At 68.8% G+C, this 12,768-nt stretch carries 12 protein-coding genes and 1 pseudogene; 3 read left to right on the plus strand and 10 right to left on the minus strand.

Going from position 1 to position 12,768, the window contains the following annotated elements; translation table 11 throughout:
• Positions 1 to 335 precede the first annotated feature (335 nt).
• The 4 genes and pseudogenes from ABT057_RS46730 to ABT057_RS46750 form a co-directional block, all read right to left on the minus strand.
• Entirely contained in the window at positions 336 to 2,021 is a 1,686-nt protein-coding gene (locus ABT057_RS46730) for a ribonuclease J (protein ID WP_352351072.1), read from the minus strand.
• 129 nt (positions 2,022 to 2,150) lie between these two features.
• Positions 2,151 to 3,050 carry a 4-hydroxy-tetrahydrodipicolinate synthase gene (gene dapA / locus ABT057_RS46735; RefSeq protein ID WP_352351074.1) on the minus strand — a complete coding sequence of 300 codons (900 nt, stop codon included), beginning with the start codon at positions 3,048 to 3,050 and terminating at the stop codon, positions 2,151 to 2,153.
• Positions 3,051 to 3,262: 212 nt separating this feature from the next.
• A complete protein-coding gene (thyX, locus tag ABT057_RS49360; protein WP_502974085.1) occupies positions 3,263 to 4,492 on the minus strand; it encodes an FAD-dependent thymidylate synthase in 1,230 nt (409 codons plus the stop codon).
• Positions 4,472 to 4,762: pseudogene (locus tag ABT057_RS46750) on the minus strand (FAD-dependent thymidylate synthase); the annotation flags it as partial. The gene thyX and the pseudogene ABT057_RS46750, both read right to left, overlap by 21 nt.
• Positions 4,763 to 4,961: 199 nt before the next feature.
• Here ABT057_RS46750 and ABT057_RS46755 point away from each other — a divergent pair.
• Positions 4,962 to 5,198 (plus strand): hypothetical protein, encoded by a 237-nt coding sequence (locus ABT057_RS46755; protein WP_352351076.1) that lies wholly within the window; start codon positions 4,962 to 4,964, stop codon positions 5,196 to 5,198.
• A 90-nt stretch (positions 5,199 to 5,288) separates the two neighbouring features.
• The gene (locus ABT057_RS46760) at positions 5,289 to 5,840 is read left to right on the plus strand and encodes an SCO5741 family PH domain-containing membrane protein (protein ID WP_352351078.1); all 552 of its coding nucleotides are present in this window, start codon (positions 5,289 to 5,291) and stop codon (positions 5,838 to 5,840) included.
• A gap of 69 nt (positions 5,841 to 5,909) precedes the next feature.
• On the opposite strand, the gene ABT057_RS46765 is transcribed toward ABT057_RS46760, so the two are convergent.
• The 5 genes from ABT057_RS46765 to rpsO all read right to left on the minus strand — a co-directional run bounded on the left by ABT057_RS46765 (position 5,910) and on the right by rpsO (position 11,403).
• On the minus strand, positions 5,910 to 6,365 hold the full coding sequence (locus ABT057_RS46765) for a hypothetical protein (protein ID WP_352351080.1): 456 nt from the start codon (positions 6,363 to 6,365) through the stop codon (positions 5,910 to 5,912).
• An 11-nt stretch (positions 6,366 to 6,376) separates the two neighbouring features.
• Positions 6,377 to 7,129 carry a 4-hydroxy-tetrahydrodipicolinate reductase gene (gene dapB, locus ABT057_RS46770; protein WP_352351082.1) on the minus strand — a complete coding sequence of 251 codons (753 nt, stop codon included), beginning with the start codon at positions 7,127 to 7,129 and terminating at the stop codon, positions 6,377 to 6,379.
• A 38-nt stretch (positions 7,130 to 7,167) separates the two neighbouring features.
• Positions 7,168 to 8,547, minus strand: a complete 1,380-nt coding sequence (locus ABT057_RS46775; RefSeq protein WP_352351084.1) for a M16 family metallopeptidase — start codon at positions 8,545 to 8,547, stop codon at positions 7,168 to 7,170.
• On the minus strand, positions 8,544 to 10,769 hold the full coding sequence (locus ABT057_RS46780; RefSeq protein ID WP_352351086.1) for a polyribonucleotide nucleotidyltransferase: 2,226 nt from the start codon (positions 10,767 to 10,769) through the stop codon (positions 8,544 to 8,546). Before ABT057_RS46780 ends, ABT057_RS46775 begins: the two co-directional genes overlap by 4 nt.
• Positions 10,770 to 11,115: 346 nt before the next feature.
• Positions 11,116 to 11,403, minus strand: a complete 288-nt coding sequence (gene rpsO, locus ABT057_RS46785) for a 30S ribosomal protein S15 (protein WP_037741887.1) — start codon at positions 11,401 to 11,403, stop codon at positions 11,116 to 11,118.
• Positions 11,404 to 11,765: 362 nt separating this feature from the next.
• Between rpsO and ABT057_RS46790 the strand changes: the two genes are divergently transcribed.
• Complete coding sequence (locus ABT057_RS46790) at positions 11,766 to 12,044, plus strand: DUF397 domain-containing protein (protein WP_352351089.1); 279 nt, start codon at positions 11,766 to 11,768, stop codon at positions 12,042 to 12,044.
• A 46-nt stretch (positions 12,045 to 12,090) separates the two neighbouring features.
• On the opposite strand, the gene ABT057_RS46795 is transcribed toward ABT057_RS46790, so the two are convergent.
• The gene (locus tag ABT057_RS46795) at positions 12,091 to 12,741 is read right to left on the minus strand and encodes a hypothetical protein (RefSeq protein WP_352351091.1); all 651 of its coding nucleotides are present in this window, start codon (positions 12,739 to 12,741) and stop codon (positions 12,091 to 12,093) included.
• Positions 12,742 to 12,768: the final 27 nt, after the last annotated feature.

The raw sequence follows: 12,768 nt of genomic DNA on the forward strand, positions 1-12,768 counted from the left end.
AAAGCTTCCTTTGTACTCACCCGAGAGACTCTCTCAGGCTTTCCTCCGGGCTTCCCTTCGGTCTTGCGTTTCCGACTCTACCAGACCGTTTCCCGATCCGATTTCCTCGGTGCTTTCCAGGCTCCCGCTTTTGTTTCGCGGTTTCCTTTCCGGCGGTTCCGACTTTATCAGAGGTTCTGAGTCGGTTTTCCCGGCCCCTCCCGGGGACTGGTTCCGACGCGCGAAGCGTCCGAGTTCCCGTTCGGGCGGAGCCGTAAACGTACTGGAGCGGGGCGGCTCGATGCAAATCGAGGCGCCCCGCTCCAGGTTCACGCGTACGACGGGTCGTACGTGGCTCAGACCTCCACCACGACCGGGAGGATCATCGGCCTGCGGCGATACGTGTCGGAGACCCATTTGCCCAGGGTGCGGCGGATGAGCTGCTGCAGCTGGTGGGGCTCGACCACACCGTCCTGGGCCGAGCGCTCCAGGACCTCGGTGATCTTCGGAGTGACCTCCGAGAAGGCCGAGTCCTCGATACCCGAACCGCGGGCCTGGATGTGCGGCCCTCCGGTGATCTTTCCTGTGGAGGAGTCAACGACCACGAAGACCGAGATGATGCCCTCGTCGCCGAGGATCTTCCGGTCCTTCAGGGCCGGCTCGCCGACGTCGCCGACCGAGAGGCCGTCGACGTAGACGTAACCCGCCTGGACCTTGCCGGAGATCTTCGCCTTGCCTTCGACGAGGTCGACGGCGATGCCGTCCTCGGCGATCACGATGCGGTCGTGCGGGACACCGGTCAGGGCGCCCAGTTCGGCGTTGGCGCGCAGGTGGCGCCATTCGCCGTGGACCGGCATCAGGTTCTTCGGGCGGCAGATGTTGTAGAAGTACAACAGCTCGCCCGCCGAGGCGTGGCCCGAGACGTGGACCTTGGCGTTGCCCTTGTGGACGACGTTGGCGCCCCAGCGGGTCAGGCCGTTGATCACGCGGTAGACCGCGTTCTCGTTGCCGGGGATCAGCGAGGACGCCAGGATCACGGTGTCGCCGGGGACGATGCGGATCTGGTGGTCGCGGTTGGCCATGCGGGACAGGGCGGCCATCGGTTCGCCCTGGGAGCCCGTGCAGACCAGGACGATCTCGTGGTCCGGGAGGTCGTCGAGGGTCTTGACATCCACGACGAGGCCCGGCGGGACCTTCAGATAGCCGAGGTCACGGGCGATGCCCATGTTGCGGACCATCGAACGGCCGACGAAGGCGACCCGGCGGCCGTACTCGTGCGCGGTGTCCAGGATCTGCTGGATGCGGTGGACATGGCTGGCGAAGCTGGCCACGATGATCCGCTTGCGGGCGTTCGCGAAGACCGTGCGCAGGACGTTGGAGATGTCCCGCTCGGGCGGCACGAAACCGGGGACCTCGGCGTTCGTCGAGTCGGAGAGAAGAAGGTCGATGCCCTCCTCGCTCAGGCGGGCGAACGCGTGCAGATCCGTGAGACGGCCGTCCAGCGGGAGCTGGTCCATCTTGAAGTCGCCGGTGTGGACCACCATGCCGGCGGGGGTGCGGATCGCGACCGCCAGGGCGTCCGGGATGGAGTGGTTGACGGCGATGAACTCGCAGTCGAAGGGACCGACGCGCTCGCGGTTCCCCTCCGCCACCTCGAGGGTGTACGGGCGGATGCGGTGCTCCTGGAGCTTCGCCTCGATGAGGGCCAGGGTCAGCTTGGAACCGATCAGCGGGATGTCCGGCTTCTCCCGGAGGAGGTAGGGGACGGCGCCGATGTGGTCCTCGTGGCCGTGCGTGAGGACGATGCCCTCGACCTCGTCGAGGCGGTCCCTGATGGACGAGAAGTCCGGCAGGATCAGGTCGATCCCGGGCTGCTCCTCCTCGGGGAAGAGCACCCCACAGTCGACGATCAGCAGACGGCCGCCGTACTCGAAGACCGTCATGTTGCGGCCGATCTCGCCGAGGCCGCCGAGTGGCGTGACCCGCAGGCCGCCCTTCGGGAGCGGCGGCGGCGGGCCCAGTTCGGGATGCGGATGACTCAAAAGACTCTCCTCAAACACGCACGCCACGTACCGGTAGGGCACGTGGCGCGCGTGACGTTCGTGCAGAAGCAGTTGTCGTTGTGGATCGCAGGCACCGGTGGCCTGCCTATTCAGTTGTGAAGTCTGTTGTCAGAGCTGTACCCCGCCGGCGGCAAGATCGATCTTGAGCTGCTCGATCTCTTCGGGTGAGCACTCGACCATGGGCGAGCGCAGGGGTCCTGCGGGCAGGCCCTGGAGGGCCAGGGCGGCCTTGGTCGTCATGACGCCCTGGGTGCGGAACATGCCGGTGTAGACCGGGAGCAGCTTCTGGTGGATCTCGGTGGCCTTCTGGACCTCGCCGGCGACGAAGGCGTCGACGAGAGCCCGCAGGTCGGGGGTGACGACATGCCCGACGACCGAGACGAAGCCGACGGCGCCCACGGAGAGCAGCGGCAGGTTCAGCATGTCGTCGCCCGAGTACCAGGCCAGGCGGGAGCGGGCGATGGCCCAGCCGGCCCGGCCGAGATCGCCCTTGGCGTCCTTGTTGGCGACGATCCGGGGATGCTCGGCGAGGCGGACGAGCGTCTCGGTGTTGATCGGGACGCCGCTGCGGCCGGGGATGTCGTAGAGCATGACCGGCAATTCGGTGGCGTCGGCGACGGCCGTGAAGTGGCGGTACAGGCCCTCCTGCGGGGGCTTGTTGTAGTACGGGGTGACGACCAGGAGGCCGTGTGCGCCCGTCCGCTCGGCGGCCTTGGCCAGTTCGATGCTGTGGTGCGTGTCGTTGGTGCCGACTCCGGCCACGATGTGGGCCCGGTCGCCGACGGCCTCCAGAACGGCTCGTACGAGGTCCGATTTCTCCGCGTCACTGGTGGTGGGCGACTCGCCGGTGGTGCCGTTGATGATCAGGCCGTCGTTGCCTGCGTCCACCAGGTGGGTGGCGAGCCGCTGTGCGCCGTCGAGGTCGAGTGCGCCGTCCGCCGTGAAGGGCGTGACCATGGCGGTGAGGACCCGCCCGAAGGGGGTCTGCGGAGTGGAGGTCGGAGCCATGGGTAACACGCTACTCGTTGCTCCCCCTCTGGTCTGCCCTCGGGGGGTCGGGATAAGTCAGGACAAATGCGGATCCCGGTACTGCCTGCTCGGGGGTTCAAGCAGTACCGGGTCCGTTTGATCAGGCTAGATGAACTTCTCCAAATGCCGCAATACGGACACTTCGCGCGGATGACCCGCACATGTGTGCCGGGCGCGCGAACAGGCCTTCGCTACGGAGCCACACGTCCATTGGCATTGAAGGCCGCGTACGTGAGGGGCATGAGCTTCGCCCACTCGGCCTCCATCTTCTCACCCACCATCTCGATCTCCCGCTGCGGGAAGGAAGGAACCCTGGCCAGTTCGTGCTGGGTGCGCAGGCCGAGGAAGTGCATGAGCGAGCGGGCGTTGCAGGTGGCGTACATCGTGGAGAACAGGCCGACGGGCAGGGTGGCGCGGGCCACCTCGCGGGCGATGCCGGCCGCCAGCATCTCCTGGTACGCGGCGTAGGACTGCCGGTAGGACTCCTCCATCGCGTCGGTGACGGCGCCGTACTGTTCGGGAGTGCCGTGGACGAACTCGTACCTGCCGGGGCGTCCCTGCTGTACCAGCTTGCGGTCCTCACCGGGAACGTAGAAGACCGGCTGGAGCTCGCGGTAGCGCCCCGACTCCTCGTTGTACGAATTGTGTACGACGAAACCGTCCGCGATGAAGTTGTGGTGCGGCGGCGGCATGGCGATGTCGTAGGTCATCTCCTCCCCGTCGGGGACGACGGAGACGACGCTCTCCCAGCACACGCCGTCCTGAAGGGCGCGGGTGCGCACTCCGGTCGGCACGCCTTCGCCGTCGGTCTTCCGCTCGTGACACGGCTTGCAGGCCGGTCGCAGGTTCGAGACGTCGAGCGCCTTGGTCAGATCGGCGTCCACCGGGACGACGTGAACCAGCTCCAGGTCCTCGGCCTCGAACTTCTCGTCGCAGATGTAGCACAGGTCCATGGGCGCGACGAGCTCGGCCCGCTGCTCGGTGGTCCAGATCCGAATGCCCTCACGCAGGCGCTCCGGGATGCCCACCCGCTCGCCGGCCCCCACACGACCCAGCCGCCCGACCCGGTCGCCGGCGCGCAGGTCACCGGCGCGGACCCAGCCGTCCGGCGTCCATACACGGTGCTCCGCGGTGCATCGCAGAGCGTTCCCGTTCGTTGTCGACATCTTGAGGATCGGCTTCACGCCGGACTCGAAGACGTCGACCACGGGCGCCTTCTCCGCCAACCCGGTCTCGAGGTCGACGGTGTCGGCCAAGAGGTTCCGGCCGGACTTCAGCGTGCGCGTACGCCCCATGGAATCGGGCACACCGGTCTTCCAGTCCCGATGGACGTCCGCGATCCGTCTGGCTTCGCCGTTCTTGCCGGTGCCGACGCGGATCATGGCGTCCCCCGGCAGGCACCACCCGACCCGGTGCCGCATGAACTCGCGGAAGACGAAGATCGGGGCGCTGATGAAGAAGGTCATCGAGTTGTGCTCGAAGGGGCTGCCGTGCCGGTCCCGCATCAGGTAGTTGATCAGACCCTTGGAGCGCTCGGGGTCCTTCGCCAGCTCATCCAGGGACTGCTCGCCGGCGGTGGACACTCGGGCGGCCCACAGCACGTCGGAGTCGGACGCGCTGTGCTTGACCAGCTCGACGGTGACGTCGCTTCGAAAGCTGGGCGTGAGGTCGTCGGCGGGGGTGTCGGTCACGGGTCGGAGGGTCCCTTCCATCACTTCTGTGGGCGGCGCCCACTCTACGGGCCGCCACTGACAACGGGGCGTTCGGTGCCGGCCGCGACATCCTCGGAAAAGATCTGTGAATTCAGGCGAGACGGGCACCTTTTGTGGCACTCGGTCGTCTGTGTTGACAGCAGCGATTCGTTCGAGTCCCGAAAGGTGCGGTCCCCCGATGCTCCGCCGGCGTGAACCCGTACCGTTCGCCTTCCTCGCCGAGGCGGACAGGTTCCGAAGCAATGTCACTCCCCCGCCCCGCGAGCGGTCCTCCTTCGGCCAGATGGCCGGGCGATGGCTCCTCGGGCTCACCATCGTCGCCGCACTGGTGGGCTCCCTGGTCATCGGGATGCCGGCCCTGACCGTGGACCACACCTCACAGACCCCGCAGTCGCAGGCGTCCCAGGGGCACTGACTCCATCCGGACCCCCGATGGTGGTGAGCGGGTATCCGGCCGGATAGCCTCACCGGGCACAGCCCACGCATGGACGAGTGAGGACCAGCCGTGCCCCTGCCCTTCCTGACGGCCGACCGCGCATTCGACGCAGCCGACGACGTCGCGCTGCCCTTCGAGGACCGTGAGCGCTGGCGGCGCCCCTACCGCCCCGGCCCCTGGCGGGTCGCGACGGCCGCGCTGGCACTGCTGCTCGCCTCGTACGTGCTGTTCGCCGCGGTGGTGATCGCGCTGACCGGATCGATGTCCGAGGCCGCGGTCATCTTCGGCGTCTCCCTGTTGGTGATCGTCGGTGCGCTGCGGCTGCTGCGGGTGGGCGTGTGGGTGAGCCCGCGCGGGCTCAGGCAGGTGCGGTTCCTGCTCACGAGGACCGTGCCGTGGAACCGGGTGGCGGCCGTACGGACCGTGCAGCAGCCGGTGCGCTGGCTGGGCCTGCCGCGGACCGTCCAGGGGCAGGCGCTGACCGTCGTACGGCGGGACCGGCCACAGGAGACCATGCAACTGCTGACCACGCACGGGGCGGACTTCCTGGGGCGGCTCGAGGCCTTCGACCGGGCGGCGGACGCGGTGGAGGCGTGGGCCGCGGAGAACCGGCTCGGCTGAGGGCGCAATTCGCCGAAGGGGTCGGCCGCAGATGTCTGCGGCCGACCCCTTCGGCATACGGCAGGCGGTTCAGGCGGTCTCGATCCGCTTTCCGTCGTGGAGGCTGATGGCCCGCTGCATCGCCTTGCGGGCCCGCGGGGTGTCGCGGGCGTCGTGGTAGGCGACGGCCAGGCGGAACCAGCTGCGCCAGTCGTCGGGGGCGGCCTCCGTCTCGGCCTTGCGGCGGGCGAAGACCTCGTCGGCGGAGTCCCGGTCGATACGCCCGCCGGGGGTGCGCTTCAGCTCGTCCACGGGCAGGCCGCCCTCCGCGTCGAGTTCGGCGGCGAGCGCGTTGGCCCGGCGGACGAACTGGGTGTTCTTCCACAGGAACCAGACGCCGATGACCGGCAGGATGAGGACGGCGACGCCGAAGGTCACGGTGATGACCGTGCCGGACTGTACGAGCATGACGCCGCGGCTGCCGACCAGGACGAAGTAGAAGACCAGGACGGCGGCCGTGAGGGCGTAGGAGAGCTTGGCGCGCATGGTTCCGGGGCTCAGCTCAGGTCCAGGAAGTGCTCCAGGCCGAACGTCAGGCCCGGAGCGGTCACCACGCGGCGCGCGCCCAGCAGGATGCCCGGCATGAAGCTGCTGTGGTGGAGCGAGTCGTGGCGGACGGTGAGGGTCTCGCCCTCGCCGCCGAGCAGGACCTCCTGGTGTGCCAGCAGCCCGCGCAGGCGGACGGCGTGCACGGGGATGCCGTCCACACTGGCTCCGCGGGCGCCGTCCAGGGCCGTCGTCGTAGCGTCCGGCGCCGGGGCCGTGCCTGCCGCGCGGCGGGCCTCGGCGATGAGCTGGGCGGTGCGCGTGGCGGTGCCGGACGGGGCGTCCACCTTGTTCGGGTGGTGCAGTTCCACGACCTCGACCGACTCGAAGTACGGGGCCGCGATCTGCGCGAACCTCATGGTGAGGACGGCGCCGATGGAGAAGTTCGGCGCGATGAGCACGCCCGTCCCGGGGGACGCGTCCAGCCAGCCCTTCAGCTGCGTGAGGCGCTCGTCGGTCCAGCCCGTCGTACCGACGACGGCGTGGATGCCGTGCCGTACGCAGTACTCGAGGTTGTCCATGACGGAGGCCGGGGTGGTCAGTTCGACGGCGACCTGGGCGCCGGTCTCGGCCAGCGTCTCCAGCTTGTCGCCGCGGCCGAGGGCGGCCACCAGCTCCAGGTCCTCGGCGGCCTCGACCGCCCGGACCGCCTCGGAACCGATCCGGCCCTTGGCGCCGAGGACCGCCACGCGCAGCTTGCTCATCTGTTGTGCTTCCTTACGGGGAGTGGATTACACCGCTGTCAGGCGACCGCGTCGTGCAGCCGGGCGGCCTGCTTGTCCTTGAGGGGACCGATGACCGACAGCGACGGGCGCTGTCCCAGGATGTCGCGGGCCACCGAACGGACCTCGTCCGGGGTCACGGCCGCTATCCGGGCCAGCATGTCGTCGACCGACATCTGGTCGCCCCAGCACAGCTCGCTCTTGCCGATGCGGTTCATGAGCGCGCCGGTGTCCTCCAGGCCGAGCACCGTGGAGCCCCTGAGCTGGCCGATCGCGCGGCTGATCTCGTCGTCGGACAGGCCGTGCTCGGCGACGTGGTCCAGTTCGTCGCGGCAGATCTTCAGCACGTCGTGCACCTGCGAGGGCCGGCAGCCGGCGTACACGCCGAAGAGGCCGCAGTCGGCGAAGCCGGAGGTGTACGAGTACACGCTGTAGGCCAGGCCGCGCTTCTCGCGGACCTCCTGGAAGAGGCGGGAGGACATCCCGCCGCCGAGGGCGGTGTTGAGGACGCCGAGCGCCCAGCGGCGGTCGTCGGTGCGGGCGAGGCCGGGCATGCCGAGGACGACGTGCGCCTGCTCGGTCTTGCGGCCGAGCAGTTCGACGCGGCCCGCGGTGCGGATCGTGCGCCGGCCGTCGCGCGGATCGATCGGGACGGCGTCCCCGTTCTTCAGGGCGCCCGCCTTCTCGAAGGCCGCGCGGACCTGGCGCACGACCTTGGCGTGGTCGACGTTGCCGGCGGCCGCGACCACCAGGTGGGTGGGGTCGTAGTGCTTCTTGTAGAAGCGGCGGATGCGGTCGGCGGTGAGGGCGTTGACCGTGTCGACGGTGCCGAGGACCGGGCGGCCGAGGGCGGTCTCGCCGAACATCGTCTGTGCGAACAGGTCGTGCACGCAGTCGCCGGGGTCGTCCTCCGTCATCGCGATCTCCTCGAGGATCGCGCCGCGCTCGACGTTGACGTCCTCCTCGAGGATGAGCGAGCCGGTCAGCATGTCGCTGACGACGTCGATGGCGAGCGGCAGGTCGGCGTCGAGCACGCGCGCGTAGTAGCACGTGTACTCCTTGGCGGTGAACGCGTTCATCTCGCCGCCGACCGCGTCGAGGGCGGAGGAGATGTCCAGCGCGCTGCGCCGGGAGGTGCCCTTGAAGAGGAGGTGTTCGAGGTAGTGGGTGGCGCCGTTCAGCGAGGGGGTCTCGTCGCGGGAGCCGACGTGGGCCCAGATGCCGAAGGTGGCGGAGCGGACCGAGGGAAGGGTCTCGGTGACGATGCGCAGGCCGCCCGGGAGGGTGGTCTTGCGGACCGTACCGATACCGTTCTCGCCCTTGATCAGGGTTTGGGTACGGGCGACGGCCCGCGCCTCCGAAGAGGTGCGGGCCGTCGCCTTGGAGCCACGGGACGTCACTGGTCGGCGTCGTCCTTCTTGTCGTCAGAGGCTGCTTCGCCCTCGCCCTCGATCACGGGGATCAGGGAGAGCTTGCCGCGGGAGTCGATCTCGGCGATCTCGACCTGGACCTTCTGGCCCACGCCGACGACGTCCTCGACGTTCTCCACGCGCTTGCCGCCGGCCAGCTTGCGGATCTGCGAGATGTGCAGCAGACCGTCCTTGCCCGGGAGCAGCGACACGAACGCACCGAAGGTCGTCGTCTTCACGACCGTACCCAGGTAGCGCTCGCCGACCTCGGGCATCGTCGGGTTGGCGATGCCGTTGATCGTCGTACGGGCCGCCTCGGCGGACGGGCCGTCGGCGGCGCCGATGTAGATGGTGCCGTCGTCCTCGATGGTGATCTCGGCGCCGGTGTCCTCCTGGATCTGGTTGATCATCTTGCCCTTGGGGCCGATGACCTCGCCGATCTTGTCGACCGGGATCTTCACGGTGATGATCCGCGGCGCGTTGGGGGACATCTCGTCCGGCGTGTCGATCGCTTCCATCATCACGTCGAGGATGTGGAGGCGGGCGTCACGGGCCTGCTTGAGGGCGGCGGCCAGGACGGAGGCCGGGATGCCGTCCAGCTTGGTGTCGAGCTGGAGGGCGGTGACGAACTCCTTGGTGCCGGCGACCTTGAAGTCCATGTCGCCGAAGGCGTCCTCCGCACCGAGGATGTCGGTGAGGGTGACGTAGTGCGTCTCGCCGTCGATCTCCTGGGAGATCAGGCCCATGGCGATACCGGCGACGGGGGCCTTCAGGGGCACACCGGCGTTCAGCAGCGACATGGTGGAGGCGCAGACCGAGCCCATGGACGTCGAGCCGTTCGAGCTGAGCGCCTCGGAGACCTGGCGGATCGCGTAGGGGAACTCCTCGCGGGTCGGCAGGACCGGCACGAGCGCGCGCTCGGCGAGGGCGCCGTGGCCGATCTCGCGGCGCTTCGGGGAGCCGACGCGGCCGGTCTCGCCGGTGGAGTACGGCGGGAAGTTGTAGTTGTGCATGTAGCGCTTGCGGGTCACCGGGGAGAGGGTGTCCAGCTGCTGCTCCATACGGAGCATGTTGAGGGTGGTGACGCCCAGGATCTGGGTCTCGCCACGCTCGAACACGGCGGAACCGTGCACGCGCGGGATGGCCTCGACCTCGGCGGCGAGCGTACGGATGTCCGTGACGCCGCGGCCGTCGATGCGCTTCTTCTCCTTGATCACGCGCTCGCGGACCAGCTGCTTGGTGAGCGAGCGGTACGCGGCGGAGATCTCCTTCTCGCGGCCCTCGAACTCCGGCAGGAGCTTCTCGGCGGCGAGCGCCTTGACCCGGTCCAGCTCGGACTCGCGCTCCTGCTTGCCCGCGATGGTCAGCGCGGAGGCGAGCTCCGGACGGACGGCGGCGGACAGCGCCTCCAGGATGTCGTCCTGGTAGTCGAGGAAGATCGGGAACTCGCCGGTCGGCTTGGCGGCCTTGGCGGCGAGGTCGGCCTGGGCCTTGCAGAGCACCTTGATGAAGGGCTTCGCGGCCTCGAGACCGGCGGCGACGACCTCCTCGGTGGGGGCCTCCGCGCCGCCCTTGACGAGCTGGATGGTCTTGTCGGTGGCCTCGGCCTCGACCATCATGATCGCGACGTCGCCGTCCTCCAGGACACGGCCCGCGACGACCATGTCGAAGACGGCGTCCTCGAGCTCGGTGTGCGTCGGGAAGGCGACCCACTGGCCGTTGATCAGCGCGACGCGCACGCCGCCGATCGGGCCGGAGAAGGGCAGGCCGGCCAGCTGCGTGGACGCGGACGCGGCGTTGATCGCCACGACGTCGTACAGGTGGTCGGGGTTGAGGGCCATGATCGTGGCGACGACCTGGATCTCGTTGCGAAGGCCCTTCTTGAAGGACGGGCGCAGCGGGCGGTCGATGAGGCGGCAGGTGAGGATGGCGTCCTCGGAAGGGCGGCCCTCACGGCGGAAGAAGCTGCCGGGGATCTTGCCGGCGGCGTACATCCGCTCCTCGACGTCCACCGTCAGGGGGAAGAAGTCGAGCTGGTCCTTGGGGTTCTTGGAGGCGGTGGTGGCCGACAGCACCATGGTGTCGTCGTCCAGGTACGCCACGGCGGAGCCGGCGGCCTGCTTGGCCAGGCGGCCCGTCTCGAAGCGGATGGTGCGGGTGCCGAAGGCGCCGTTGTCGATGACGGCCTCGGCGTAGTGGGTCTCGTTCTCCACTAGCGTTTTCTCCGTTACTTGTCGTCTTTCGTCCCGCGGCTGCCCGTGTGGCAGGGGGACGGTGGCGGAGAAGCGCTCCGTGCGGTGCGGGCCGGTCTTCGATCGAAGCACCCGGGGTTCGCATTCCCCCGGGGGCCACTACCGAGGACCGGCGGCGGCTGATGCGCTTCGCGCCTCTCCTCGTGCTCTGTCTTGTTGCTCTGTCCTGCGTACTGCGTACTGCGTTGTGCTACCACACTACAAAGAGTGAGTGACACTCCGCATGTTTCCGCACATACGGCAATCCGTACATACGGCAAAGGGAGCGGCCCCCGATCGGGTCGGGAACCGCTCCCTTCCTGGCGTCTTACTTGGCGCCGGCCGCACCGCGGCGGATGCCGAGGCGGTCGACCAGCGCACGGAAGCGCTGGATGTCCTTCTTGGCCAGGTACTGCAGCAGACGGCGACGCTGGCCGACCAGGATCAGCAGACCACGACGGGAGTGGTGGTCGTGCTTGTGGGTCTTGAGGTGCTCGGTCAGGTCGGAGATCCGACGCGAGAGCATGGCGACCTGGACCTCGGGGGAGCCGGTGTCGCCCTCCTTCTGGCCGAACTCGGAGATGATCTGCTTCTTCGTAGCGGCGTCGAGCGACACGCGTACTCCTCGTAGTCTTTGTCAGTGGCCACCGAGTGCCCCCGGTCTTTGTCTCGGGGGAGCTTCCGTTACTCGGAAGGCGGGGATCCGCTGGGCGCGGCCTCCAGGGCGTCCCTTGGGGGGCTCCGGGGGTGCGTACACAAACGGCCGTCGACCAGAGTACCAGCCGGTCGACGACGTCTGCGCCGGGGGCCGCAAAGCACGGGGGCGGGGCGGGGGCGGCCACTAGGCTGAACCGCACAGATCGTTTTAGTACGGCGGGATTCGTACGTGGCATTCGTACGGCGGGATTCGTACGTCGAGATTCATTACGGCGGGATTCGTACGTCGGGATTCGTACGTCGGGAAGGGGTCGCTGCGGCATGGGCGAGACGGAAGCGGAGATCAAGGCACGCAAGGAGCGGGAGCGGGACGAGCTCTACGCGCTCGACATCTCGGGGGTTGCGTGGGAGTGCGCGCCGGGCACGGAGGAGCACGAGGAGCGCGTCGAGATCGCCCAGCTGCCCGGCGGGGCCGTGGCGATGCGGTCGTCACTCGACCCGGAGACCGTGCTGCGGTACACGGAGGCGGAGTGGCGGGCGTTCGTGCTGGGGGCGCGGGACGGGGAGTTCGATCTGGAGGCGGGGCCGGGGGGCGGGTGAGCAGCGGCGCAGTAGCCGCTGCCGGCAGATCGCCGCTCGTCCGCGGTCACGGGCCCTTCGTCGCCGCGCCGCTCTCGATGCCGAGGACCGCGTAGACCCACCGCGGCTGGTCCTTGACGGGCCCGGTGACGGACTTGGCGCCGAAGAAGAGGAGACCGCTGTGGACCAGGACGTCGGTGAAGTCCGTCGACGTGAACGTCTCCGCCTCGAGCGGCAGGTTGAAGTAGAAGAACGGTGTCTCCTTGCCGGTCTCCGGGTCGAGTTCGACGAGTGCGCTGGGCGAGATGCGGTCCTGGCTCTCGCGCAGCGCCAGGAGTCGGTCACCGCTCATTTCGACGGGGACAAGCAGGGAGTCGGGGCCGGACTCGAACTTCTGGGTGGTGTTCCCGGTCGCCAGGTCGAAGCCGATGACCCAGTTGCTGGTGTGCCCCGCGATGTCGTCCTTGCTGCGCAGGAAGACCTGGCCGGCGCCGACGGCGACAGTCGGGCAGTCGTCGATGACGACGTAGTCGTCCTCGATCGCGCACTCGCCGACATAGGTGCCGTTCTGGAGGCGGTCGTGGCTCGGTTCTCGCCGTCGTCGTCGAGGGAGAGCAGTTCCGTGATGCCCGTGTCGCCGGCCGACACGGCGAGGACAGCGGGGGCGGTGGACGGGATGTCGAGTTCGCGGACGTGCTTGGCGGCGGCGTACGTCCACAGGGTGCAGCCGGTGGCCGGGGCCACC

This window comes from Streptomyces sp. NPDC002588, from assembly GCF_040295925.1.
Lineage (GTDB): Bacteria > Actinomycetota > Actinomycetes > Streptomycetales > Streptomycetaceae > Streptomyces.

Excerpts from the sequence above, each read along its gene's own strand:
- dapB (WP_352351082.1), bottom strand. The coding sequence starts at position 7,129 with ATGAGCAAGCTGCGCGTGGCGGTCCTCGGCGCCAAGGGCCGGATCGGT.
- dapA (WP_352351074.1), bottom strand. The coding sequence starts at position 3,050 with ATGGCTCCGACCTCCACTCCGCAGACCCCCTTCGGGCGGGTCCTCACC.
- ABT057_RS46765 (WP_352351080.1), bottom strand. The coding sequence starts at position 6,365 with ATGCGCGCCAAGCTCTCCTACGCCCTCACGGCCGCCGTCCTGGTCTTC.
- ABT057_RS46755 (WP_352351076.1), top strand. The coding sequence starts at position 4,962 with ATGCTCCGCCGGCGTGAACCCGTACCGTTCGCCTTCCTCGCCGAGGCG.
- thyX (WP_502974085.1), bottom strand. The coding sequence starts at position 4,492 with ATGCGGCACCGGGTCGGGTGGTGCCTGCCGGGGGACGCCATGATCCGC.
- ABT057_RS46790 (WP_352351089.1), top strand. The coding sequence starts at position 11,766 with ATGGGCGAGACGGAAGCGGAGATCAAGGCACGCAAGGAGCGGGAGCGG.